18 protein-coding genes are annotated in these 24,531 nt (G+C 71.5%); 10 read left to right on the top strand and 8 right to left on the bottom strand.

All coding sequences use genetic code 11. The annotated features are described in order from the left end of the window. Positions 1-31: 31 nt before the first annotated feature. Positions 32-445: a DUF4913 domain-containing protein gene (locus tag AB0H56_RS09010; RefSeq protein WP_357159478.1), complete on the top strand. Its 414-nt coding sequence runs from the start codon at positions 32-34 to the stop codon at positions 443-445. On the opposite strand, the gene AB0H56_RS09005 is transcribed toward AB0H56_RS09010, so the two are convergent. Next, entirely contained in the window at positions 442-1,938 is a 1,497-nt protein-coding gene (locus AB0H56_RS09005) for a phospho-sugar mutase (RefSeq protein WP_357159475.1), read from the bottom strand. The genes AB0H56_RS09010 and AB0H56_RS09005 overlap by 4 nt on opposite strands. Beyond that, positions 1,939-2,718 (bottom strand): purine-nucleoside phosphorylase, encoded by a 780-nt coding sequence (locus AB0H56_RS09000; RefSeq protein ID WP_357159472.1) that lies wholly within the window; start codon positions 2,716-2,718, stop codon positions 1,939-1,941. 251 nt (positions 2,719-2,969) lie between these two features. Here AB0H56_RS09000 and AB0H56_RS08995 point away from each other — a divergent pair, with 251 nt between their 5' ends. The 3 genes from AB0H56_RS08995 to AB0H56_RS08985 all read left to right on the top strand — a co-directional run bounded on the left by AB0H56_RS08995 (position 2,970) and on the right by AB0H56_RS08985 (position 6,234). Then, positions 2,970-3,671: an enoyl-CoA hydratase/isomerase family protein gene (locus tag AB0H56_RS08995; protein ID WP_357159469.1), complete on the top strand. Its 702-nt coding sequence runs from the start codon at positions 2,970-2,972 to the stop codon at positions 3,669-3,671. Between the two features lie 47 nt (positions 3,672-3,718). Beyond that, positions 3,719-4,921 (top strand): M20 family metallopeptidase, encoded by a 1,203-nt coding sequence (locus AB0H56_RS08990; RefSeq protein WP_357159466.1) that lies wholly within the window; start codon positions 3,719-3,721, stop codon positions 4,919-4,921. 125 nt (positions 4,922-5,046) lie between these two features. Next, on the top strand, positions 5,047-6,234 hold the full coding sequence (locus AB0H56_RS08985) for a M20 family metallopeptidase (RefSeq protein ID WP_357160248.1): 1,188 nt from the start codon (positions 5,047-5,049) through the stop codon (positions 6,232-6,234). A 91-nt stretch (positions 6,235-6,325) separates the two neighbouring features. On the opposite strand, the gene AB0H56_RS08980 is transcribed toward AB0H56_RS08985, so the two are convergent. Further along, the gene (locus AB0H56_RS08980) at positions 6,326-6,787 is read right to left on the bottom strand and encodes a gamma-glutamylcyclotransferase (protein WP_110036999.1); all 462 of its coding nucleotides are present in this window, start codon (positions 6,785-6,787) and stop codon (positions 6,326-6,328) included. A gap of 208 nt (positions 6,788-6,995) precedes the next feature. On the opposite strand from AB0H56_RS08980, the gene AB0H56_RS08975 reads away from it, so the two are divergent. The 5 genes from AB0H56_RS08975 (at position 6,996) to AB0H56_RS08955 (ending at position 13,329) form a co-directional block, all read left to right on the top strand. Then, complete coding sequence (locus AB0H56_RS08975) at positions 6,996-8,396, top strand: NAD(P)H-quinone dehydrogenase (protein WP_232996825.1); 1,401 nt, start codon at positions 6,996-6,998, stop codon at positions 8,394-8,396. A 243-nt stretch (positions 8,397-8,639) separates the two neighbouring features. Beyond that, on the top strand, positions 8,640-9,686 hold the full coding sequence (locus tag AB0H56_RS08970) for a hypothetical protein (protein WP_357159461.1): 1,047 nt from the start codon (positions 8,640-8,642) through the stop codon (positions 9,684-9,686). A 70-nt stretch (positions 9,687-9,756) separates the two neighbouring features. Then, a complete protein-coding gene (locus AB0H56_RS08965) occupies positions 9,757-11,076 on the top strand; it encodes a hypothetical protein (RefSeq protein WP_357159459.1) in 1,320 nt (439 codons plus the stop codon). Positions 11,077-11,167: 91 nt separating this feature from the next. Next, the gene (locus tag AB0H56_RS08960; protein ID WP_357159456.1) at positions 11,168-12,346 is read left to right on the top strand and encodes a PLP-dependent aminotransferase family protein; all 1,179 of its coding nucleotides are present in this window, start codon (positions 11,168-11,170) and stop codon (positions 12,344-12,346) included. Between the two features lie 83 nt (positions 12,347-12,429). Continuing rightward, a complete protein-coding gene (locus AB0H56_RS08955) occupies positions 12,430-13,329 on the top strand; it encodes an alpha/beta fold hydrolase (RefSeq protein ID WP_357159453.1) in 900 nt (299 codons plus the stop codon). Between the two features lies 1 nt (position 13,330). Here AB0H56_RS08955 and glpK read toward each other — a convergent pair whose 3' ends face one another. After that, entirely contained in the window at positions 13,331-14,827 is a 1,497-nt protein-coding gene (gene glpK / locus AB0H56_RS08950; RefSeq protein WP_357159451.1) for a glycerol kinase GlpK, read from the bottom strand. A 216-nt stretch (positions 14,828-15,043) separates the two neighbouring features. Between glpK and glpD the strand changes: the two genes are divergently transcribed. Continuing rightward, positions 15,044-16,828: a glycerol-3-phosphate dehydrogenase gene (gene glpD, locus AB0H56_RS08945; RefSeq protein ID WP_357159448.1), complete on the top strand. Its 1,785-nt coding sequence runs from the start codon at positions 15,044-15,046 to the stop codon at positions 16,826-16,828. Positions 16,829-16,877: 49 nt separating this feature from the next. On the opposite strand, the gene AB0H56_RS08940 is transcribed toward glpD, so the two are convergent. From AB0H56_RS08940 to AB0H56_RS08925, 4 genes are read right to left on the bottom strand one after another with little or no spacing between them, the layout of a single operon-like run. Next, the gene (locus AB0H56_RS08940; RefSeq protein ID WP_357159445.1) at positions 16,878-17,711 is read right to left on the bottom strand and encodes an MBL fold metallo-hydrolase; all 834 of its coding nucleotides are present in this window, start codon (positions 17,709-17,711) and stop codon (positions 16,878-16,880) included. Beyond that, positions 17,711-18,274 carry a TetR/AcrR family transcriptional regulator gene (locus AB0H56_RS08935; protein WP_357159442.1) on the bottom strand — a complete coding sequence of 188 codons (564 nt, stop codon included), beginning with the start codon at positions 18,272-18,274 and terminating at the stop codon, positions 17,711-17,713. Before AB0H56_RS08935 ends, AB0H56_RS08940 begins: the two co-directional genes overlap by 1 nt. Before the next feature lie 32 nt (positions 18,275-18,306). Continuing rightward, positions 18,307-19,086, bottom strand: a complete 780-nt coding sequence (locus AB0H56_RS08930; protein WP_357159439.1) for a DNA-formamidopyrimidine glycosylase family protein — start codon at positions 19,084-19,086, stop codon at positions 18,307-18,309. A gap of 4 nt (positions 19,087-19,090) precedes the next feature. Beyond that, positions 19,091-24,466, bottom strand: a complete 5,376-nt coding sequence (locus AB0H56_RS08925) for a DEAD/DEAH box helicase (protein WP_357159436.1) — start codon at positions 24,464-24,466, stop codon at positions 19,091-19,093. Positions 24,467-24,531 lie beyond the last annotated feature (65 nt).

Here is a 24,531-nt window from a genome sequence, read left to right as displayed (position 1 = left end):
CGGTCGGCGGGCCCTGTGCGATCCTGCCTCTATGGGGAGTGGTGAAGACAGCGGGGACGAGCCGGTCAGAACGGCCTACGACGACCTGATGGAGTGGGTCACCGGGTATTTCGTGATCCTGGTCGGCGACGACGTGGGTTACCGCGGTGAGCAGATCCACTGGTGCCCGCAATGGTGGCGGCATCCGGGCGCGGTGGTGCGGTTGCACGCGCTCTGGCAGTCCTGGGAGTACTGCAGGCGCGTCGGTGCGTGCGGTATCAGCCAGTGGCTCCTCGACCACGCGGATCCCCATGTGCGGGTGTTGCTCTCGTCGTCGGGGCCGTTTCAGCACTGCTCGGGTGAGCACGGCCATCGGGACACCGAGCCGTTGCCGGTCGCGGAGCTGCCGACGGACGTTCGTGGCGTGTTCTCGTCCCCGAAGCTGCCCGGCGACAGCGTGGTCTAGCCGAGCGACCGGCAGTAGGCGGCGAGCTCGGCGAGGCGGTCGGCGGCCGCGATGCGGGCGGCCGGGAGCGCGGCCTGGTCGGGGACCGGGGCGAACACCTCCAGGTAGCACTTGAGTTTCGGCTCGGTGCCGGACGGGCGGATGACGATGCGGAAGTCGTCGGCGTCGAAGACCAGCGCGTCGGTGCGCAACCGCCCGCGGACCTGGGCCTGGTCGGTGAACTTCACCGGGGTGCCGGCGATCTCGCTGGGCGGGGCGGCGCGCAGGGCCGCCGTCAGGGCGATCGCGGTGGCCTGATCGGGCAGGCGCAGCGACACCTGGTCACCGGCGTGCAGACCGAATTCGACCGCGTAGGAATCGAGTTCGTCCTGGAGGGTCCGGCCGGCCGCCTTCAGCAGGGCGACCAGGTCGGCGGCCGAGACCGCGGCGGAGATGCCGTCCTTGTCCCGCACGGTGGCCGGGTCGACGCAGTGCCCGATCGCCTCCTCGTACGCGTACACCAGGCCCTCGCCCGCCCTGGCCAGCCATTTGAAGCCGGTGAGCGTCTCGGCGTAGCGGGCCGAGCGCGCGGGCGCCAGCCGCGAGAGCAGCCGGGAGGAGACGATCGTGGTGGCCACCAGCGCGTCGGCGGGTGCGGTGCGCAGCACGTAATCGGCCAGTAGCACCCCGGTTTCGTCGCCGCGCAGCATGTGCCAACCATCCGGGCCCGGCACGCCGACGGCACAGCGGTCGGCGTCGGGATCGAGGGCGATCGCGACATCGGCGTCGACCCGCGCGGCCAGCGCGAGCAGCAGATCGGCGGCGCCCGGTTCCTCGGGGTTGGGGAAGGCGACGGTGGGGAAGTCGGGGTCGGGCGCGAACTGCTCGTCGACCACGTGCACATCGGTGAACCCGGCCGCGGCCAGCGCCCGGACCGCGAGCTCGCCGCCGACGCCGTGCAGGGCCGTCAGCGCGATCCGCACCCCGGCCCGCTCGCCCGCGCCGCCGAGCACGCGCGGCAGTTCGGCGACGCGCGCGAGATACTCGTCGACGAGTTCCGTGCCGGAGGGGGAAACGGGCTGTCGCGCAATGGGTTCGGTGGCAGCCTCGATGCACCGCTCGATCTCGGTGTCGGCGGGCGCGATGAGCTGGGAGCCGCCGTCCAGGTACACCTTGTAGCCGTTGTCGGCGGGCGGATTGTGCGAGGCGGTGACCTGCACACCGGCCACCGCGCCGAGCCGCTTCACCGCGAACGCCACCACCGGCGTCGGCACCGGTTCGGGCAGCAGCGTCACCGGGAAGCCCGCCGCGGTGAAGATCTCGGCGGTCGCCGTGGCGAACTCCGCCGAACCGTGCCTGGCGTCGCGCCCGACGACGATCGCGCCGCCACCGAGGCACCGCTCGCGCAGCCAGGCCGCGACACCGGCCGTCGCCCGCGACACGGTGGTCACGTTCATCCCGTCCGGGCCCTCGCGCAGCGGTCCGCGCAGGCCCGCGGTCCCGAACCGCAGCATCTAGACGCGCTCCAGGATCCCGCGCAGCAGCTTGCCGAGGCGGGGCGCGGCGGCCTGCCCCTCGGCGAGCACCTCCGCGTGCGACAGATGTTCACCGGTGACACCGGCCGCCAGGTTCGTCACCAGCGAGATGCCGAGTACCCGCGCACCCCGCGAGCGGGCCTCGATCGCCTCGAGCACCGTCGACATGCCGACCAGATCGGCGCCGAGGGTGGCCAGCATGCGGATCTCGGCGGGCGTCTCGTACTGCGGGCCGGTGAGCCCGGCGTAGACGCCCTCGGTCAGGCTGGGATCGATCTCCCTGGCGACCGCGCGCAGCTCCGGATCCCACGCGTCGACCAGGTCGACGAACCGGGCGCCCTCGAGCGGGGTGCGCGCGGTGAGATTGAGGTGATCGGCGATCAGCACCGGTTCGCCGACCCGCAGGCCGGGCCTGATCCCGCCCGCGGCATTGGTGAGCAGCACGATCTCCGCGCCCGCCGCGATCGCCGACGTCACCGGGTGCACCACCTGCTGGGGGGTGTAGCCCTCGTACAGGTGCTGGCGGCCCATCAGCAGCAGCACGTGATCGTCGTTGACCGGGATCGAATGGATCATCCCGCCGTGACCCTGCGCGCTGGGTTTGCCGAAGCCGGGCAGCTCCGGCATGGCGATCGAGGCATGCGGTGCGCCGATCTCGGCGGCTGCCTCCTGCCACCCCGATCCCAGCACCACGGCGACGCGATGACGCGGCACTCCCGTACGTTCGGCGATCGCCTGAGCGGCCTGTTCGGCAAGCATGCTGAGAGTCTAGCGGCGCGGGCGCCGCGTGTTCACGGCCCCGAGGGGCCGCCGGTCAGGCACCGCGGCTTGCTCCTTCGTCGCCTGCGCCACGGCACCTGACCGGCGACCCGGCCGCGAACCGGCCGCTGCGCGGCCGCCCCTCCTCGAGGTCGGGGGTGCGGGGCCGGTGGGCGTCGATGGCGCCTATCGGTACGGGCGCTGCCTACCCGCAAGTAGGTAGCTGCCCAGCTGCGGTTTATTCTTCCCGCATGCCGTATTTGGAGCGCTCCGGTGACGTGTTCGTGCTGTACCTCGGGAACGAGGGCGAGACCGACAACGAGAACCGTTTCTCGCTGGCCTGGATGGACGCCTTCCACGCCGCCCTCGACGAGGTCGAGGCCTCCGAGGGTGCCGCCGCGCTGGTCACCGTGGCGACCGGCAAGTTCTACAGCAACGGCCTCGACACCGACTGGGTCTTCGGCAACCTCGACAAGATCCACGGCTACCTCGACCGCGTGCACACCCTGTACACCCGGCTGCTGACCTTCCCGATGCCGACCGTCGCCGCCGTCAACGGGCACGCGTTCGGCGCGGGCGCCATGCTGGCCACCGCGCACGACTTCCGGGTGATGCGCGGCGACCGCGGCTTCTGGTCGCTGCCGGAGGTGCACCTGGGCATGCCCTTCACCGTCGGGATGAACGGCCTGCTCAAGGGCCGTCTCGCCAACCAGGTCTGTGTGCGGGCGATGACCACCGGGCACCGTTTCGCCGCCGACGAGGCGATCGCCGCCGGCATCGTCGACGCCAAGGCCGACGCCGACGCGGTGCTGTCCACCGCCGTCGCGCAGGCTGCCGCGCTGACCAGCCTGCGCAAGCCGATCACCCCGGTGATCAAGGCCGCGCTGCACGCCGAGACGCTGGCCGCGCTGGCCACCCCGGTGACCCCGGAGAACCTGCCCTTCGGCAGCTGACCGCTCGCCGGTGCGCCCGTGACACCCCCTGATGCGAGACTGGGGGTATGGCACTCTCGCGCACCGGCGAATTCTCGGCCACCACCTGCGACGCCGCGATCACCGCGGCGTCGGCGGAGTTGATCGGGCTCTCGCACGCGATTCACGCCGAACCCGAGCTGGCCTTCGCCGAGACGCGCAGCGTCGCCAAGGTGCTCGCGCCGCTGGTCGAGCGGGGTTTCGCGGTGACCACCGGGGTCGCGGGCCTGCCGACCGCCTTCCGTGCCGTCTACGGCGGCGGGCAGCTCACGGTGGGCCTGTGCGCCGAATACGACGCGCTGCCCGAGATCGGGCACGCCTGCGGGCACAACATCATCGCCGCATCCACGGTCGGCGCCGCGCTCGGCCTCGCCGAGGTCGCCGATCAGCTGGGTCTCACCGTCGTCGTGCTCGGCACGCCCGCCGAGGAGAGCGGCGGCGGCAAGGTGCTCATGCTCGAGGCGGGCGCCTTCGACGACATCGCGATGGCGATGATGGTTCACCCGGGTCCCGCCGACATCGTCGGCGCGCGCTCGCTGGCCCTGGCCGACCTCGCCATCACCTTCCACGGCCGCGAGGCGCATGCCAGCGCCGCGCCGGAACTGGGCCGCAACGCCGGCGACGCGGTGACGTTGACCCAGGTCGCGGTCGGCTTGCTGCGCCAGCATCTGCGGCCTGGTCAGCAGCTGCACGGTATAGTGTCCGACGGCGGCGTAGCCCCCAACATCGTGCCCGGACGGGCGGAATTGCTGTACTACCTCCGCGCGGCCGACTCCGCGTCACTCGACGACCTGATGCGCCGAGCGAAGGCGTGTTTCGAGGCGGGCGCCCTGGCGACCGGCTGCACGCACGACATACGGACGCTCGCGCCCACCTATACCGAGCTCACCCCCGATCCGGTTCTCTCGGCTGCCTACCGCGCGCAGATCACCGGACTGGGCAGGGCGCCGATCGCGCCCGAGCTCGAGGTGCTGCGACCGCTCGGGAGCACCGACATGGGCAATGTCACCAACGTCATCCCCGGTATCCACCCGGTGATCGGCATCGACGCCGGTGGCGCGGTGACCCATCAGCCGGACTTCGCCGCCGCCGCGGTGAACGCCTCGGCCGATCGGGCGGTGCTCGACGGCGCGCTCGCGTTGGCGCGTACCGCTGTCGCGGTGGCACGCGATGAAGTACACAGAGACAGGTTGTTGCAACGGCTGGTCGAACGACAGGAGGACATTCGGTGAGCATTTCCGGCTATTCGGGCACCGCGCGCGCAGGCGCCGAGCCGCTATCGATGGACGTGGACGTCCACTCGGTGATGCGCGAGAACGCGGCCTGTCCGACCATGCCGGACGCCGAGCGAATCGAGATGTCAGGAGCGGAAATCGTCGACGCGTGGCTGGCCGAGCACACCGCCGACCTGGTGCAGTGGCGCAGGCACATCCACGCCAATCCGGAACTGTCGCGCGCGGAGTTCGCCACCACCGAGTTCGTCTCGGGCTGGCTCACCAAGGCGGGCCTGAGCTGGGAGGTGCTGCCCGGCGGCACCGGCTTGATCTGCGATCTCGGCCCCACCGACGCCCCGCGGATCGCGTTGCGCGCCGACATGGACGCCCTGCCGATGCAGGAGTTCACCGGCCTGAGTTTCGCCTCCACCGTGCCGGGCGTCTCGCACGCCTGCGGGCACGACGCGCACACCACGGTGCTGCTCGGCGCCGCGCTGGCGCTGGCCGAGGCCGAGGACAAGCTGCCGGTGGGCGTGCGGCTGGTGTTCCAGCCCGCCGAGGAGGTGATGCCGGGCGGCGCGCTCGACGTCGTCGCGGCGGGCGCCATGCGTGGCGTCGACCGGATCTTCGCGCTGCACTGCGACCCGCGGCTCGAGGTCGGCAAGGTGGGCATGCGCACCGGCGCGATCACCTCCGCCGCCGACACGGTCGAACTCGTCCTCGACTCGCCGGGCGGGCACACCTCGCGCCCGCATCTCACCAGCGATCTGGTGTACGCGATCGGCACCGTCATCACCGGCCTGCCCGGGCTGCTGAGCCGCCGGGTCGACCCGCGGACCAGCACCGTGATGGTCTGGGGCGCGGTGAGCGCGGGCAAGGCGCCCAACGCCATCCCGCAGACCGGCATGCTCACCGGCACCGTCCGCACCGGCGACCACGCCACCTGGCTGGAGCTCGAACCGCTGGTCCGCGAGATCGTCGACAGCCTGCTCGCCCCCACGGGAGTGCGCTTCCAGCTCAACTACAAGCGCGGCGTGCCGCCGGTGGTAAACGACCCGACCTCGGCGCTGATGTTCGAGAACGCGATCCTGGCCCTCGGCCCGGACGCGCTGGCCGACACCCCGCAGTCCGGCGGCGGCGAGGACTTCTCCTGGTACCTGGAGGAGGCCCCCGGCGCCATGGGCCGCCTCGGCGTCTGGTCGGGCACCGGCGAACAACTCGACCTGCACCAGCCCACGTTCGACATCGACGAACGCGCCTTGGCGGTCGGTGTCCGCACCTTGACGAACATCATCCTGCAGGCCCCGAGCAGCACCGGAGAACACGGGTAACTCACCGGGCTGACTCGTCCATGGGATGACCGCCGGCCGCCGACGTCACGTCAGCGGCCGGCGGGTCCGGCCTGAATCCGCGGAGCGGCGCTCAGGCGCCCGGGCCGACGTTCTTACTGTTGCGGGTGCGCAGGGCGTGCACGTATTCCTCAGGGGCGCCGGCCTTTTCGGCCGCGTCGGCGATGACGCCGATGTAGCGCGCCGACGGCAGCCCACCCTCGTAGGCGTCGAGCACGTACAGCCAGGCCAGCCGGGATTCACCCTGGGTGCCGGTGACCCGCAGCCTGATCTTCTTGTGGATCCCGAAGTCCGAGCCCTCCCAGCGGTCGAGGCGCTCCTCGTCCTCGGGGGAGACGTCGTAGAGGACGACGAACACCCGGGAGCCCGGATCCTCGACGACGGTGGCCAACGGCCCTTCCCAGCCGATGTCGTCACCGGCGAAGGTCAGGCGCCAACCTTCCAGCCACCCGGTCCCGGACATGGGCGAATGCGGGCAGCGTTCCAGCATCTGCGTCGAGTCCATGTTGGACCCGTAAGCGGCATAGATCGGCACCTGACGAACTGTAGCCAATAACAGCAGCGGAATTCCCGTCTCCCACCCAGATCGGCTGACGGTCACAGTCGTGGCGCCGTCGAACACGCCGAACACGTTCACCGATCCGGGCCCTGGTCGTCCTCGCGCACCTGAAATGATGGGGCGACAGTACGGGCGGGTCCTCACAAGGGGCGCGGCCGTTGCGGCGAATACAGGGAGCGTGGCTGTGGCACGGATTGCGATCATCGGTGGCGGACCGGCGGGATACGAGGCGGCACTGGTGGCCGCGCAGCACGGGGCCTCGGTGACCCTGGTCGACGCCGACGGCATCGGCGGCGCGTGTGTGCTGTGGGATTGCGTGCCCTCCAAGACCTTCATCGCCTCGACCGGCCTGCGCACCGACCTGCGCCGCGCGCGCGATCTCGGCATCACCCTCGACGCCAGCCAGGCACAGGTGCATCTGCCCGAGGTGAACGGCCGCGTGAAGGCCCTCGCGCTGGCCCAGTCCTCCGACATCCGCGCCAAGCTGCAGGCCGCCGGGGTGCAGCTGCTGGCCGGGCGTGGCGAATTGGTCGGTCCCGCCGCCGGTTTGGCGCATCGGGTGCGCGCGACCCTGGCCGACGGCAGCACCGAGGAGTTCGAGGCCGAGGTCGTGCTCATCGCCACCGGCGCCAGCCCGCGCGTGCTGCCCGGCGCCGAACCCGACGGTGAGCGCATCCTGAACTGGCGCCAGCTCTACGACCTGCACGAACTCCCGGAAACCCTGGTGGTGGTAGGTTCCGGCGTCACCGGTGCCGAGTTCGTCTCCGCCTACACCGAGATGGGTGTGCGGGTGAAGCTGGTCTCCAGCCGGGACCGCGTGCTGCCCGGCGAGGACGCCGACGCGGCCCTCGTGCTCGAGGAGGCGCTGGCCGAGCGCGGCGTCGAGCTGGTCAAGCACGCCCGCGCCGACGCGGTCGAGCGCACCGCCGACGGCATCGTGGTGAAGCTGTCCGACGGCCGCACGGTCACCGGCTCGCACGCCCTGATGACGGTCGGTTCCACCCCCAACACCGAGCACCTCGGCCTCGACCGGGTCGGCATCGAGCTCGATCGCGGCGGCTACCTGCGGGTGGACCGGGTCTCGCGCACCTCGGTGCCCGGCATCTACGCCGCGGGTGACTGCACCGGCCTGCTGCCGCTGGCCTCGGTGGCCGCGATGCAGGGCCGGATCGCGATGTACCACGCCCTCGGCGAGGGCGTGAGCCCGATCCGGCTCAAGACGGTCGCCTCCGCGGTGTTCACCCGTCCCGAGATCGCGACCGTCGGGGTGAGCCAGACCGCCATCGACAACGGCGAGGTGCCGGCCCGCACGGTGATGCTGCCGCTCAACACCAATCCGCGCGCCAAGATGTCGGGGCTGCGCCGCGGCTTCGTGAAGATCTTCTGCCGCCCGGCGACCGGCGTGGTGATCGGCGGTGTCGTCGTCGCGCCGATCGCCTCGGAGCTGATCCTGCCGATCGCGCTGGCGGTGCAGAACAACCTCACCGTCACCGATCTGGCGCAGACGTTCTCGGTGTACCCCTCGCTCACCGGTTCGGTCACCGAAGCCGGACGTTTGCTGATGCGCCACGACGATCTGGACTGAGTGCCGCCGCCGAAATGTGAAACGGATCACTCTGGCGCGCCCGTATCGAATTGTCTTGTTCGCCAAGGGTCGTCAGGGGTTCCGTGAAACCTACTGCCGCGTTGCCTGTCTCGGCCTCATGTGGTTGACTCACGGCCGAGGCGCGATCGGCATCGATCGCGTGGTGGAGTAGTGGGGGATTCCCTCCGGGAAAGGGATAAGCGAAAAGTGAAGCATCGTAAGCCGAGTCGGGCGCAGCGAGCGATGGCAAGCACGTCGTTGCCCCTGGCTGCCGCGGCCGCAGTGGCAACCCTCCTTGCGGCCCCCGCCGGCGCGGTCCCCAGCGACCAGCCGACGACGCCGGCCACGCCGGCTCCCGCGCAGCCGGGCACCAACCAGAGCGAGGCCCCGGAGTCCCCCGAGCAGGAGACTCCGGAGAACGCGAAGCCGGGCGAGAAGAAGCCGGGCGAGACCAAGCCGACCCCGGCCCAGCCGGGCGTCACCAGCCCCGCGCCGGGTCAGCCGGGCCAGGCCACGCCTGCCACGCCGACGCCGAGCCAGCCGGGCGTCACCACCCCGCGTGTCGCGCCGCTGCCGGTGCCGGGTCAGACCGGCCAGAACGGCGAGGCGCAGTCGGCCGTGCAGCCGGAGCGCGCCGGCACCACCCCTGAGCAGGAGACCACTCCCGGCCAGCCGGGCACGACTCCGGGGCAGCAGGGTGGCACCACCCCCGGCCAGCAGTCGCAGGGTCAGCCCGCGCAGCCGTCGCAGACCCAGCCGAGCGCGCCGACCGAGGAAGGCGCCGAGGCCGAGGGTTCCGACCAGCTCGTCCAGACGCCGACCTGGCAGGCCCCGCACTTCGCCGACGCTCCGGCCGCGCCGGTCGTCGAGATGGAAGGTCCGCACCAGGAGCTCGGCGTCTCCGTCGACGGCGGCGGTGTGCTGCCCGGTGTGGTCAACACCCATCACTACAACAACGCGTCCGGCTACGTCGGCACCGTCGGCTACCGCACGCCGACCGGTTTCGGTGACGCGGGCGTCTCGGTCGAGTACATCGGCGAGAACTCGGTCAAGGTCACCAGCTACACCGGTGGCGACGGCCGTGCCGACAACACCACGGTCACCGTGCTCGACACCACCCAGGCCAACCTGGCCAAGGCGGCGGTCGAGAACTGGATCAAGGCGCAGCCGGGCGGCGTCGCCGCGATGGAAGCGGCCGCGAAGGCTACACTGCCCGTGCCGGGGGAGCTGCTTCAGACGGTGAACGTCGCAGGTGTCACCACCCAGTGGGGTGGCTCGCTCCAGTACTGACACGCAGTACGTCGTGTGGGGCGGTCGGATGCGACCGCCCCACACGTGTGTTCTGGGGAAAGGATTGGAATTGGGCACCGACGGTGACGACAACGAGCGCGGCGAGCGGCGGCCCGGGGCCGAATTCGGTCCTCCGGTAAGCGATTTCGGCCCGCCGCTCGACGACGCCGCGGGTTTCGGCGCGCCGCTGGCCGCCCCGCCGCCGACGCCGCCGGGCACGTTGCCGGAAATGGGCTGGCGTCCGGCCGGTGCTCCCGGTCCCTCGCCGGCGACTCCACCGCCGGGCCCGTTCGGTGCGCCCGTCGCGGGAACGCCGCCGGTCGCTCCGCCGCCGGGTCCGCCCACCATGCCCCCGCGCGGCCCGGTGCAGCCGCCGCGTTCCGCGCCCACGTCCGTCTTCGGCGACGCGGTCGCCACGCCGCCGCCGGTGCCGCCCCGCGCCCCGGACGCGTCGCCGTTCGGCGCGCCTGATCCGCGCGTCTCCGCGCCGTCGGAGGATCAGACCGTTCGCTTCAGCGGTGAGCGCAGGGAGGGTTCGCCGTTCGGTGACGCGGTGCCGGTCTCATCCGGCCGCGAGGCCACCGAGGTGATCCGGCGCGACAAGCCGGGCCCGCGCGCGCAGGCGCCCGCCGCCGAACCGGCGCCGGAGACCGTGCGTATGTCCACTCCGGACATCGTGCGCCAGCCCGAGCGCGCCCCCGGCGCCGACGACGCCGAGGACAAGGCCTGGTGGAACAGTCCCGACGAGGGCGGGGCCGTGCCGAAGCCACCGGAGGCCGGGCTGTCGTGGGCCGACGATCCGATCGCGCGGCGGCTCGCGCCGAAGAACCCCGTGACGCCCGCCGCCGAGCAGCACAAGACCAAGGAATCCGATCGGCGGCTGCGCTGGATCATCGGTGGCGCGGCCGCGGCCGTGCTGCTCGTCGTCGCGCTGGTGCTGACGATCGGCCTGGTCAAGCGGGGCGGCGGGGACGACCCCGGCGTGACCGCGGCGCCGATCCCGTCCGTGGCCTCGCCCACCGAGTGCAAGGCGATGTCGGAGCAGGCGGTCACCGTGGGCAACGGCCCCGGCGACACCTCGACCGGTGCCAAGGCCATCCTCGGCTTCCAGTACGCCTTCTATGTCGACCGTTCCGGCGCCAAGGTGCGCGAGTACGTGGCGCCCGACGCCGAGAACATCTCGCCCGCCGAGACGATCCAGAAGGCGATCGACGACCTGATCCCCGCCGGGTCCACGCACTGCGTGCGGATGCGCGAGACCTCGGTCGGCCGCTACGACGTCGAACTGCGCGAATGGCATCCGGACGGTTCGGCGATCGTGTACAAGCAGGAGATCGTCACCACCAACACCGACGGAAAGTGGCAGGTCAAGTCGATCACCGCGCGCTAACGTCTCAGTGTTTGGGACTGCAATTTCACATTCTGGTGGACGATATGCAATCGTAGGATGATTGCTCCCCTTGTCGTCCCCGGAGGTTCCCATGTCGCAGACCACTCCAGCATTGGCGGGCAAGCTCGCGGGTCTGCAGAGCTCGGCGATCCGGGACCTGCTCAAGCTCACCGCGCGCGCCGATGTCATCAGTCTGGCCGGTGGCCTGCCGGACGCCGCGCTGATGCCACGGGAGCGGATCGCCACCGCCGCGGCGGCCGCGTTGGACGACGCCGCGGTCCTGCAGTACACCGAGTCGCCCGGCTGGCCCGCGCTGCGCGCGGTGCTCGCGGCCAGGGAGTCGGCCAGGGTCGGGCGGGCGGTGCCGGAGGCCGAGGTGTTCATCACCCACGGCTCGCAGCAGGCGCTGTCGTTGCTCGCCGAGGTGCTGCTCGATCCGGGCGCGCTGGTGGTCGTCGAGGATCCCGCGTATGTCGGTGCGCTGCAGGTGTTCCGGGCCGCGGGCGCGCGCATCGTCGCGGTGCCACTGGATCGTGACGGCATGCGGGTGGACGCGCTGGAGGAACTGCTGGCTGCGGGCGAGCGTCCCGCTGTCGTCCACACCGTCTCCAATTTCCACAACCCCGGTGGCGTCACGCTCGCGCCCGAGCGGCGCCGCCGCCTCGCGGAACTCGCTGAGGCGCACGGGTTCTGGATCATCGAGGACGACCCGTACGGCGAACTGTGGTTCGACGCGCCTGCCCCGGCCCCGCTCGCCGCCTACTCGCCCCAGGTGATCCGGCTCTCCAGCGTCTCGAAGATCCTCGCGCCCGCCCTCCGCGTCGGCTGGATGGTGGCCCCCGATCGAGTCTGTCGCGCGGTGGAACTCCTCAAGCAGGGCGCCGATCTCTGCGGTTCCGCGCTCACACACCGCATCGCCACGGATCTGCTCACCGACACCGACTGGCTCGCCGCCCACGTGAATTCGATCCGCACCGCCTACGGCGCCCGCGCGAAGTCCCTGGTCGACGCCGTCCGCACCACCTTCGGCGACCGCGTGACCTGCACCGACGCCACCGGCGGCATGTTCGTCTGGGCCGACTTCACCGACGGCACCGACACGACCGCCCTCCTCCCCGCCGCCCTCGAGGCCGGCGTCGCCTACGTCCCCGGCTCCGCCTTCGCCGTCTCCGACGCCTACGGCTCCTCGATGCGCCTGTGCTTCACCACCTCCGACGAACCCACCCTCACCGAAGCCGTCACCCGCTTGGCAAAGGCTGCCCGCGACTGAATTCGATACCGGTCCCCAGCGATGACCTGCCACGGCGAGTTCGCGCAGGGTTGATCTCCTGGTACGGCGGGTAACCGATCGTGGTGACCGAATCGGCTCAGTCCATCGAAAAGGATTCGTCCGCACCGATATTCGTGTTCGTGCACGGGCTGGCGAGTACCGGGTTCTATTGGGCGCCGGTGGTGCGGGAGCTGGCGTTGCTCGGGCATCGGGCGGTAGCGGTGGATCTACCAGGGCACGGGTTGGATGCACCGTTCCGGATGTCGTACCAGGCCCCGCAGGACGTCGCGGGGTTCACCGCCGCTGAGTCGCCGCTGGCGCAAATCACGCTGCGGGACAATGTGTCTCACGTGGTCGAGGTGGTGCGGCAGGTGCGGCGGCACGGGCCGGTGGTGCTGGTCGGGCACAGCCTGGGTGGGGTGACGATCGGGCTGGTGGCGGAGGAGATTCCGGACGACATCCATCGGCTGGTCTACCTGTCGGCGTTCTGCCCGACCACGGCCGAGGCCCCCAGCGCGATGGCGCTCGCGCAGCTGCCCGAGGCCGCCGAGGGCGTCCCCGCGCCGGATCCCGCGCATTCGCTGTTCCTCGGCCTCGACGCGGTGCCGCCCGGGATCATTCGCTTCAATCTGCGGTCAGCCGATCTCGCCGCCGTCGAGAACTTCCGGCTCGTCAACATGCCCGAGGCGACCTTGGCGCAGACCCTCGCGGTGCTCGAGTTCGGGATGCAGCACGAGGACGGCGCGCACACCCAGTTCGCCGATGCCAGGGTCGGTGCCGAACGATGGGGCCGGGTGCCGCGCAGCTATATCCGCCTCACCGAGGACAACGTGCTCTCCGCCGCGCTGGTCACCCGCATGATCGCCGACGCGGACCGTCTCACCCCGGACAACCCCTTCGACGTGCACAGCCTGTCCGCGGGCCACGTGGGCGTCGTCCTCAGGGCACGCGAACTGGCCGCGCTGCTCGACGGCCTCCCGTGACTCACACCCAGTCGTAGGTGCGTTCGACGGCCTTGTTCCATTCGGTGTAGCGCCGGGTGCGTTCGGCTTCGGGCATCGCGGGGGTCCAGGTGTGGTCGGCGATCCAGTTGGCGCGCAGGTCGTCGAGGCCGGACCAGTAGCCGACGGCCAGGCCTGCGGCGTAGGCGGCGCCGAGGGCGGTGGTCTCGCTGACGACGGGGCGGACCACGGGGACGTCGAGGATGTCGGCCTGGAACTGCATGAGCAGGTCGTTGCCGGTCATGCCGCCGTCGACCTTGAGGGTGGTCAGTTCCAGGTCGAGGTGCTGGGCGGCGGCGTCGGCGCGCATGGCGTCGACCACCTCGCGGGTCTGGAAGGCGGTGGATTCCAGTGCGGCCCTGGCCAGGTGGGCCTTGGTGACGAAGCGGGTGAGTCCGGCGACCACACCGCGCGCGTCGGGCCGCCAGCGCGGCGCGAACAGCCCGGAGAACGCGGGCACGAAGTAGGTGCCGCCGTTGTCGTCGACGCTGCGGGCCAGCGGCTCCACCTCCGCCGCCGAGCCGATGATGCCGAGGTTGTCGCGCAGCCACTGCACCAGCGACCCGGTGACGGCGATCGATCCTTCCAGCGCGTAGACGGCCGGTGCGTCGCCGAGCTGGTAGCAGGCGGTGGTGAGCAGGCCGTGCTTGCTGAACACCGGTGTCGTCCCGGTGTTGAGCAGCATGAAATTGCCCGTGCCATAGGTGTTCTTGGCCTCGCCGGGCGACAGGCAGGCCTGGCCGAAGGTGGCGGCCTGCTGATCGCCGAGGATCCCGGCGACCGGTGCGCCCGCGAACGGTCCCGCGTGGATCTCCGCGTACACCTCCGAGGAACTGCGGATGCGCGGCAGCAGCGACTCCGGGATGCCGAACTCGGCGCAGATCCGCGAATCCCATTGCAGCGTGCGCAGATCCATCAGCATGGTGCGCGAGGCGTTGGTGACGTCGGTGAGGTGCTCGCCGGTCAGTTTCCACAGCACCCAGGTGTCCATCGTGCCGAAACACAGGTCGCCCGCCTCGGCCCTGGCCCGCACACCGTCGACATTGTCGAGGATCCAGCGCAGCTTCGGCCCGGCGAAATAGGTCGACAGCGGCAGGCCGGTGCGGTCGGCGTAGCGCTGCGGGCCCTGGTCGCCTGCGAGTTCGGCGCACAGCTGATCGGTGCGGGTGTCCTGCCAGACGATCGCGTTGTACACCGGCTCCCCGGTCGCCCGATCCCAGACGACGGTCGTCTCGCGCTGGTTGGTGATGCCGATGGCGGCCAGGTCGCCCGCCGAACAGCCGCTGTTGCCCAGCGCCGCGCCGAGCACCCATTCGGTATTGCGCCAGACCTCCACCGGATCGTGCTCGACCCAGCCCGGCTTCGGGAAGATCTGCCGATGTTCCCGCTGCGCGGTCCCGACGATCCGGCCCTGCCGGTCGAAGACGATGCAGCGACTCGAAGTCGTGCCCTGATCGATGGCGGCCACATAGCGACGCATGGCAGCAGGTTACCCAAGCGGACCGGCCCGCCGGCGCCACTCGCGAGCTTCGATACCGGCGTCGACTGGCCGGTAGTCGGCAGCCACGCCCCGCCGTAGGCGTCGCGCGCGCCGCCGAGGCACTACGTTTAGCGTGTACGCAGCGGTGCCGGACGTGGCCCGGCGCCCCACCCCACTGTCGGCCGAACCGGCCGCCCGGTCGGCGAGGAGTCCAGCATGTCGCAGACACCGGAGTTCCCGTTCCTGCACCCGGGGGAGTTGGTCGCGGGCGGTTCGCGGCTCGGCCCCGGGCAGCTCGGCCCCGAGCAGCGCCGCACTGCCTGGGAGCGCCTCGGCAAGGATCAGTTCGATGTGCTGGTCATCGGCGGCGGCGTCGTCGGGGCGGGCATCGCGCTCGACGCGGCCACCCGCGGCCTGTCGGTGGCGCTGGTGGAGGCTCGCGACCTGGCCTCGGGCACGTCGAGTCGCTCGTCGAAGATGTTCCACGGCGGGCTGCGCTATCTCGAACAGCTCGAATTCGGGCTGGTCAGGGAGGCGCTCAAGGAGCGCGAGCTGGCGCTGTCGACGCTGGCGCCGCACCTGGTGAAGCCGCTGCGGTTCCTGTACCCGCTCACCCACCGGATCTGGGAGCGGCCCTACGTCGCCGCGGGCCTGACCCTCTACGACACGATGGGCGGCGCGAAATCCGTTCCGGGACAGCATCATCTGACCAGGCACGGCGCGCTGCGGCTGGCGCCGGGCCTGCGCCGGGATTCGCTGATCGGCGGTGTCACCTACTTCGACACCGTCGTCGACGACGCCCGCCACACCATGACCGTGGCCCGCACCGCCGCCCACTACGGCGCGGTCATCCGGACCTCCACCCAGGTCGTCGGCCTGCTCAGGGAGGCCGACCGGGTGGTCGGGGTGAAGCTGCGCGACACTGAAGACGGGCGCACCGCCGAGGCGCGCGCGAACGTGGTGATCAACGCGACCGGCGTGTGGACCGACGAGGTGCAGAGCCTGTCGCGGCAACGCGGCCGATTCCATGTGCGCGCGTCCAAGGGCGTGCACATCGTGGTGCCGCGGGACCGGATCGTCAGCGACGCGGCGATCATCCTGCGCACCGCCACCTCGGTGCTGTTCGTCATCCCGTGGGGCGCGCACTGGATCATCGGCACCACCGACACCGACTGGAACCTCGACCTCGCCCACCCGGCGGCCACCAAGGCCGACATCGACTACCTGCTGGACCGGGTGAACGAGGTGCTGGTCACCCCGCTCACCCACGCCGACATCGACGGCGTCTACGCGGGCCTGCGGCCGCTGCTGGCCGGCGAGAGCGACGAGACCTCCAAGCTGTCGCGCGAGCACGCCGTGGCCAGGGTCGCGCCGGGACTGGTGAGCATCGCCGGCGGCAAGTACACCACCTATCGGGTGATGGCCGCCGACGCGATGGACGAAGCGGCACAGGACATTCCGGCGCGGGTCTCGCCGTCGATCACCGAGAAGGTGGCGCTGCTCGGCGCCGACGGCTACTTCGCCCTGGTGAACCAGACCGTGCAGCTGGCCGAGCACTACGGCGTGCACCCCTACCGGATGACGCACCTGCTCGACCGCTACGGCTCGGTGGTCGACGAGGTGCTCTCGCTGGCCGTCGGCAAACCCGAACTGCTGCAACCGATCACCGACGCACCCGCCTATCTGCAGGTCGAGGCCGTGTACGCCGCGGTGGCCGAGGGCGCGCTGCACCTGGACGACATCCTGGCCCGCCGCACCCGCATCTCGATCGAATACCCCGATCGGGGCGCGCACTGCGCCGAGCAGGTGGCCCATCTCGTCGCGCCCGTCCTCGGGTGGGATGTCGACGAGATCGACCGCGAGGTGGCCAACTACCAGGCCAGGGTCAGGGCCGAGATCGAATCCCAGACCCAGCCCGACGACGCGTCCGCCGACGCGCTGCGGGCGGCCGCGCCGGAGCCGCGGCCGCAGTTGCTCGAACCGGTGCCGCAGGATCGCTGACGACGTGACCCGGCCGCGAGCCCGCGTTCGCTGTCTGTGATCGTGCGGATCACACTACGGTGGACTGCAATTCGCGCAGTTCGCCGGCGTTGTGCGCGCAGAACACCGTCACCTCGTCGCCGTGGCCGCGCAGGAGCTCACGCAGGCGCTCCTGATTGTCGATGCGGGCGGCGGCGACGGTCTGGACGAGACGTTCGAACAGCGCGGCGGCCGGCGGCTGGTGCGGGTGTTCCAGGTCGAGTCGGCCGGGATGGAAATAGGCGTCACCGACGGAGAACTTCCATCCGGCGCCGGTGTCGATCGCGATGCCCGCGTGCCCACGGGTGTGGCCGGCCAGCGGGATGATCAGGAGTTCGGCGGGGAGGCCGCGCAATTGCCGCACCGCGTCGAAACCGAACCAGGATTCGCCCAGTTCGTCGTAGCTCTCCCAGTGCGGTCCGTGCGCGAATTGCGCCGCGCGGTAACGGAACTTCTCGCGCGGGCCGTAGTGGCCCTCGAGCGCGCGTAGTTCTTCGCCGTAGACATGGACCTTCGCCCCAGGGAAGTCGGCGAGGCCGCCCGCGTGGTCGAGATCGAGATGGGTGAGGACGATGTCGGTGACGTCCTCGCGGCGGTAGCCGAGCGCCTCGATCCGGCGGGCCACCGTGCGCTCGAGTTCGAGGACGGGACGGGTCATCCGGATGAATTGGCGGCCCAGCCACTCGTCGGGCCTGCGCACCGCGCCCTCGCCGATGCCCGTTTCGATGAGGACGAGGCGGTCGTCGAGCTCGATCAATACACAGTGGCAGACCATTTCGGCGCGCCGGGTGAGGCCGCCGACGCCGTCGAGCAGGCGGCCGCCGAAGGGGCGCAGGGTGCCGCCGTCGAGGTGATGGATACGCATCAGGAGAGCTCCTGTTCGAGAGTGGCGCGCAGGTGGTCGGCGACCATGCGCAGGGGGGTGAGGTCGCGGCGGGTGCGGGCCAGCAGGAGTCCGCCCTCGAGCATGGCCAGCGCGACGGTGGCCAGTTCCTCGGCGCGCAGGTCGGGAATTCCCTTGGCGCGCAGGAACTCCTCGATGGCGGTGCGCCAGGATTCGAATCCGGTGACGCAGGCCTCGCGGATCGGCTCGCTGTCGCCGCCCGCGTCGAGCGCGATGGTGGCGATCGGGCAACCGCGCTGGAAGTCCGAGTCGGTGAGCATCGTGCCGAGCGCGTCGAACACGCCGTCGACGTCGCCGTGTTCGAGGGCGGCAGTGAGCATCGCCCGGAGCGCCTCGGCCGATTGGACCAGCGCCTCGGCGGCGAGCTGTTCCTTGCCGCCGGGGAAGTGGAAGTAGAAGGAACCCTTGGGCGCGCCGCCCGCGCCGACCAGCTGGTTGACGCCGGTGGCGTGGTAGCCCTGGGTGTGGAACAGGTCGGCGGCCGCGTCGAGGAAGCGCTGCCGGGAATCCGTGCGTGGAGTCACTCCCCGAGCGTAGCTCGAGTATGACGACCGGTCTAGTTATTGGGTTCGGGCTGGCACCGGGGGCAGAAGTAGATGCCGCGTTCGCGCTGGGTGATGCGGTCGGCCGGATCGTCCTCGCCGAGCAACCGGGAGACGATGGCGGTGCCGCAGCGGGGGCAGGGGCGCCGGGTGCGGCCGTAGACCATGGCGCGCCACGGCGGCTCGTGCGCGGCTTTGCCCAGGACGCGATGGGCCTCGTCGACCAGGGCGGGCAGGTCGGCGATGTCGCCGGCGGGGGTGGCCGGATGCACGCGACGCAGGAAGCAGATCTCGCTGCGGTAGATGTTGCCGATCCCGGCCAGGTTGCGCTGGTCGAGCAGGGCGAGACCGATGGCCCGGCCCGGGTGTGTCCCGAGCCTGCGCAGTGCCTCGGCCGCGTCCCAGTTCGGGCCGAGCAGATCCGGACCGAGGTGGTCGATGACGGTGTGTTCCTCCGTGCGCGGCAGCACCTGCACCTTGCCGAGCGCGAAGCCGACGGCCTCGACCTCGTCGGTGGCGAGCACGACCCGGGCGGTGACGCGCGGTTTGGTCCAGCGTTGGCCGCAGTGGAAAACCCGCCACACGCCCTCCATCTTGAGATGGGTGTGAATGCTGACGCGGTCGGTGCGGATGAACAGGTGCTTGCCATAGCTGCCGACCTCGGTCACGAGATCGCCGACGAGGTCCACCGTGGCGTAACGCGGCACGCGGAAGTCGCTGCGGGTGAGCGTCTTTCCGGCCAGGGCCGCGCGCAGGCGCTCGGCGGTACGGAACACGGTGTCGCCCTCCGGCATCCGGCTACACCTGCCTGCGCAAGCGCAATCCGCGCGGCGTCATCGAGAAGCCCGCTTCGACCAGGACGTCGGCGAAGGTGTTGCCGTGCACGGATTCCCCGTTGGCCTTGTCGATCACCAGGCTGTCGACGCGGCGGTCGTGAACCAGGCCGGCGAGCGCGACCGCGGCCGTGCGGCGGAGCCCGGGATCCTCCGTGAAACTGAGCAGCGTCTTGCCGCCGCGCTCGACATAGAGCACCAGCTCGCCGCCGACCAGCACCACCAGCGCTCCCGCCTTGCGGCCGGGACGATGCCCGCCCTCGGCGTCACCTTTCGGCCACGGCAGGGCGGCGCCGTACGGATTGGCGGGATCGCAGGCGGCCATGGCCAGCGCCGCGCCGGGCTCGGCGGCGCCGCGGTCGGTGTCGAACGAGCGCAACCGGTCGACGGTGTCGGTGGTGGAGAACTGGGCGCCGCCGAGGGTGTCGACGAAGTAGCCTCGCCGGCAACGGCCGCGGTCCTCGAACTCGGTGAGCACCCGGTACATGAGCGCGAAACCACCCGGGACGCCCTCGTTCTGCACCGATCCGCGCGTCAGGACGCCGTAGCGTTCCAGCAGCTGGTCGGCGGTGGCGTGGGCGCGCAGGGTGTTGTCCCGCACGCGTTCCGGCAGGATCGACCAGCGACCGGCCAGGGTCGGCGGGCCGGAACGGGTCGGCATGGCCGGGCGCGGCAGGTAGGCGCGTGCGCGGGGCGCCCGGCGCGGGGTGCGGTGCGCGGTGGTGCTGCGGGCGGTGCCGGACAGCAGGGCGCGGACGGGGGCGAAGGTGTCGCCGGAGACGTAGCCTGCCCAGACCAGCTGCCACAGGGCATCGCCGACGGCCTTGTCGTCGAGCAGGCCGGTGGCGTCGGAGAGCTGCCGGAAGAAGTACGCGCCACCGCCGCGCAGGGTCTTCGGCAGGATGAACTGTCCGCCCGGGGCCGCGTCTTCGGTGTTCGGGTCGCCGTCGTCGTCGGGCATGCCGCTGCCATCGCCGCGCACGCCGCTGCCATCGCCGCGCACGCCGCGCATGCCGCTGTCGACGCCGCGCACGCCGCCGGCGGCCCGCCGGCCGGGGGCGGTGTCGCGGGGCACTCCGCCGAGGGCGTCGAGGGCGCCATCCCGGTCACCCGCCCTTGTTGTCCGCGAGGCGGATTCGGGGGTCTGCCCGGTCGGGGCGCCTATCTGCCCAGTGGGTTCGGTGTCGGAGATGGATGTGAGTGGCTCGTGGCGAGCGGTGTCGCGGCGCTTCCTTCTGGACTCGGGCGTTGCATCTATGGCGTCGAGATCGACCGGTGGGTGTCGGTCGGCGCGGGCGGTCTGCGGTGGCTTCAGGTCGGCGCCGAGGGCGGCGAGCAGGCCGAGCTGGATGTCGGTGGGATCGATGTCGTCGGGCGGCGGCAGGGTGTACGGCGCCTGATCGGCCAGGTGCAGGGCGATCCAGCCGTCCTTGGCGGTGATCGCGCCGTGCCCGGACCAGATCACCTCACCGCCGGCCATCAGCTCGTCCAGCATGGCGGGGGAGTAGTCGCGGACGCGGGTCGGCAGGATCAGCGACTCCCAGGCGGAGGCCGGAATCGGCACGCCCGCGAGCTGTTCCACGACCGTCGCCACGCCGTCGATGCCACGCAGCTCGCCGGAGCCGACGTGCTGCCAGGTGGGCAGGAAGCGGCCGAAGGCTGCGGTGGTGACCGGCTCCACCTCGTGCCTGGCCGCCGCCAGCGACCGGCGGCGCAACCGGCGCAGGACCTGGGCGTCACACCATTCGGTGCCCGCGGTGGCCGGCGTGAATTCGCCCTCGACGACACGCTTCTCGGCCAGCAGGTGATGCAGCGCCGTTGCCGCGACGGCCGTGCCGAGCCCGAAGCGAGCCGCCACGTCGGCGGTGGTGAACGGTGCGTGGGTGCGCGCGTACCGGCCGACGAGGTCGCCGAGCGGGTCGGGCACCGGCTCGATGAACGCGGCGGGCACCCCGATCGGTAGCGGTACGCCCAGCGCGTCCCGCAGTCGCGCGGCGTCCTCGATAGCGACCCACCAGGTGCGCCCGGCGAACGAAACCTCCAGCGCGCGACGGGCGTCGCGCAGTTCGGCGAACCAGGCCGGGGCATCGGAGTCGTCGAGGGGGTCAGTGGCGTCGCCGAGGCGCCCAGCGGTGTCGCCGGAGTCGTCGAGGGGATCTGTGGCGTCGCCGAGGCGCCCAGCGGTGTCGCCGGAGTCGTCGCGGGGTGCAGTGGCGTCACCGGACTGGTCGAGCAGGCCGGCACCATCGCGTCCATCGCGCCGCACACAGCGGGCAGCGGCCTCGGTGGGAGTGAGTGGGCCGAGTAAGCGCAGCAGGTCGGCGAGGCCCTCGGCGTCGCGGGCCCAGCGTTCGGGGGTGAGGCGCTGGAGTTCGCGTTCGGTGAGCGCGATGACCTCGGGGTCGAGGAGTTCGCGGAGTTCGACCCGGCCGAGGAGTTCGGCCAGCAGGCTGGAGTCCAGAGCCAATGCGGCGGCGCGGCGTTCGGCCAGCGGGCTGTCACCGTCGTAGAGGAACTGGCCCACGTAGGAGAACAGCAGGGCGTTGGCGAACGGGGACGGGCTCGCGGTCTCGACATCGATCAGCCGCACCTCCCGGCGCGCGACCTTGGTCAGCAGGTCGCGCAGGGAAGGCAGGTCGTAGACATCGCGCAGGCACTCGCGCACCGTCTCCAGCAGGATCGGGAACTCCGGGAATTTGCGTGCCACATCCAGCAATTGGGCCGAGCGCTGCCGCTGCTGCCACAACGGCGCCCGCTTGCCGGGATCGCGGCGCGGCAGCAGCAGCGCCCTGGCCGCGCACTCGCGGAACCGGGACGCGAACAGCGCCGAACCGCCGACCTGCTCGGTGACGATGTCGTCGATCTCGTCGGGTTCGAAGACGAACAGCTCGGCGCCGGGCGGATCGTCGGTGGTGTCGGGGAGCCGGACCACGATGCCGTCGTCAGAGGCCGTCGGCGCGGCATCGATGCCGAAGCGCTCCTGCAAGCGGGCGCCGACGGCCAGCGCCCACGGCGCGTGCACGGGGGTGCCGAAGGGGGAGTGCAGCACCAGGCGCCAGTCGCCGAGCTCGTCGCGGAACCGCTCGACGATCAGCGTGCGGTCGGTCGGCAATTGGCCAGTGGCCGTGCGCTGTTCGTCGAGCAGGCCGACCATGTTGGCCGTCGCGTTCTGATCGAGGCCGGCTGTGCGCACCAACTGGTCGAGGCGGGCGGCGGGTTTGCTGAGTTCCCCGCCTCGCTTCGCTGACGAGCTGCCCTTGCCGCGGCGGCCGGCGGCCGACCGAGTGCCGCGACCGCCTCCGTCGCTGTCCTCGGCGCCCGCGTGTCCGTCGCGGTCAGCCGGGCGGTTCAGCGGGTCGACGCCCTGAGCCACCTCATCGCCCGCTCCGGCGCCGTCGCCAGAAGTGGGCGCGGTGGGTGCCTGGGCTTGGGGTAGCGGCGCATACGCACGATCCCCCGGGGCCATTCCGGCCACGATGCGGGCGAGCTCGTCGGCGGCCACCTGACCGGCGGTGCGCACGAATTCGCCCAGCGCGGAACCCAATTCGGCGGGTCGGCCCAGTCCGTCACCGTGCCAGAACGGCAGCCGTCCGGGCAGCCCGAAAGCGGGAGTCACCAGTACCCGGTCGAAGGTGATCTCCTCGATCCGCCAGCTGGTCGCACCGAGCGCGAACACGTCACCGACGCGCGACTCGTAGACCATCTCCTCATCGAGTTCGCCCACCCGCGAGGCCTTCTCGCCCACCATGAAGACCGCGAACATGCCGCGGTCCGGGATGGCGCCACCGGAGGTGACGGCCAGCCGCTGCGCGCCGGGACGGCCGGTGAGCGTGCCCGCGTCGCGGTCCCAGACCACGCGCGGCCGCAGCTCGGCGAACTCGTCGGAGGGATAGCGACCGGCCAGCAGATCGAGGACGGACTCGTAGGCCGAACGCGGCAGATTCGCGTAACTGCCGGTGGCGCGGACGATGTCGAACCAGCCGTCGACATCGATCGGCTCCAGGGCGCAGGCGGCGACGGTCTGCTGGGCCAGGATGTCGAGCGGATGCGCGGGGATCTGCAGCACCTCGATCTCCCCGGCCAGCATGCGCTGGGCCGCCACGGTGCAGTGGATGACATCGGTGCGGTGTTTGGGAAACAGCACGCCACGCGACACCTCGCCCACCTGGTGTCCGGCTCGCCCGACCCGCTGCAGCCCGCTGGCCACCGATGGCGGCGCCTCCACCTGCACCACCAGGTCGACCGCGCCCATGTCGATGCCGAGTTCGAGACTGCTGGTGGCGACCACGCAGCGCAGCCGCCCGCTCTTGAGATCGTCCTCGATGATCGCCCGCTGTTCCTTGCTCACCGACCCGTGGTGGGCCCGGGCCAGCAGCTGGTCGGCACCGTGGATCACCTCGGTGGAGGGGCCGAGCTGCGCGGGGGGCGCGTGCTCGGTCTCCACCGGTTCGCCCAGGCGGGTGGCGTAGGCCTCGTTGAGCCGGGCCGTGAGCCGCTCGGCGAGGCGGCGCGAGTTCGCGAACACGATCGAGGACCGGTGCTCGAGCACCAGGTCGACGATGGCCTCGTCGACGTGCGGCCAGATCGAGCCGGGCTGTTCGGAATCGCCCGGGTCGGTCATGTCGGCCACCGGCACCCGCACCGACAGGTCGAAGGTCTTGGGCGCGGGCGGCCGCACGATGGTGATCGGCGCCGACCCCACCAGGAACCGGCCCACCTCCTCGGGTGGGCGCACCGTCGCCGACAGCCCGATCCGCTGCGCGGGCCGCTCGGTGAGCTGGTCGAGCCGGGCCAGTGACAACGCCAGGTGCGCGCCCCGCTTGGTGCCCGCGATGGCGTGCACCTCGTCGACGATCACCGTGTCGACCTGTGCCAGGCTCTCCCGCGCGGCCGAGGTGAGCAGCAGGAACAGCGACTCCGGCGTCGTGATCAGGATGTCGGGCGGGGTGCGCTGCATGGCGCGGCGCTGCGCGGGCGTGGTGTCGCCCGAGCGCACACCCACCGAGATCTCCGGCGGATCCAGCCCGAGCCGTTTCGCGGTCTGCGTGACCCCGACCAGCGGCGCCCGCAGGTTGCGCTCCACGTCGACCGCCAGTGCCTTGAGCGGCGAGACGTACAGCACCGACGTGCCGCGCGGCGTCCCCGGCTCCGGCGCGGGGCGGTTGGCCAGCCGGTCGATGGCCCAGAGGAAGGCCGACAGCGTCTTGCCCGACCCCGTCGGCGCGATGACCAGCGTGTTCTCGCCCCGGGAGATGGCATCCCACGCGCCGAGCTGGGCCGACGTCGGGCCGGCGAAGGCCCCGTCGAACCACTGCGCCGTAGCGGGTGAGAACCGTTCCATGGGATTCAGTGTGCACCGCGGCACCGACAAACCCGTCCAGGTGAACGGCGTCACTGTGACCGGCG

The organism is Nocardia sp. NPDC050717, from assembly GCF_040654275.1.
In the GTDB taxonomy this organism is placed as follows: domain Bacteria; phylum Actinomycetota; class Actinomycetes; order Mycobacteriales; family Mycobacteriaceae; genus Nocardia.
Note: the sequence above shows the minus strand (reverse complement) of the source record. Positions and strands in the feature narration are given on the sequence as shown.

Coding starts and splice junctions, on each gene's coding strand:
- AB0H56_RS09010 (WP_357159478.1), top strand. CDS start 32: ATGGGGAGTGGTGAAGACAGCGGGGACGAGCCGGTCAGAACGGCCTAC.
- AB0H56_RS09005 (WP_357159475.1), bottom strand. CDS start 1,938: ATGCTGCGGTTCGGGACCGCGGGCCTGCGCGGACCGCTGCGCGAGGGC.
- AB0H56_RS09000 (WP_357159472.1), bottom strand. CDS start 2,718: ATGCTTGCCGAACAGGCCGCTCAGGCGATCGCCGAACGTACGGGAGTG.
- AB0H56_RS08995 (WP_357159469.1), top strand. CDS start 2,970: ATGCCGTATTTGGAGCGCTCCGGTGACGTGTTCGTGCTGTACCTCGGG.
- AB0H56_RS08990 (WP_357159466.1), top strand. CDS start 3,719: ATGGCACTCTCGCGCACCGGCGAATTCTCGGCCACCACCTGCGACGCC.
- AB0H56_RS08985 (WP_357160248.1), top strand. CDS start 5,047: ATGTCAGGAGCGGAAATCGTCGACGCGTGGCTGGCCGAGCACACCGCC.
- AB0H56_RS08970 (WP_357159461.1), top strand. CDS start 8,640: ATGGCAAGCACGTCGTTGCCCCTGGCTGCCGCGGCCGCAGTGGCAACC.
- AB0H56_RS08960 (WP_357159456.1), top strand. CDS start 11,168: ATGTCGCAGACCACTCCAGCATTGGCGGGCAAGCTCGCGGGTCTGCAG.
- glpK (WP_357159451.1), bottom strand. CDS start 14,827: ATGCGTCGCTATGTGGCCGCCATCGATCAGGGCACGACTTCGAGTCGC.
- glpD (WP_357159448.1), top strand. CDS start 15,044: ATGTCGCAGACACCGGAGTTCCCGTTCCTGCACCCGGGGGAGTTGGTC.
- AB0H56_RS08940 (WP_357159445.1), bottom strand. CDS start 17,711: ATGCGTATCCATCACCTCGACGGCGGCACCCTGCGCCCCTTCGGCGGC.
- AB0H56_RS08930 (WP_357159439.1), bottom strand. CDS start 19,086: ATGCCGGAGGGCGACACCGTGTTCCGTACCGCCGAGCGCCTGCGCGCG.
- AB0H56_RS08925 (WP_357159436.1), bottom strand. CDS start 24,466: ATGGAACGGTTCTCACCCGCTACGGCGCAGTGGTTCGACGGGGCCTTC.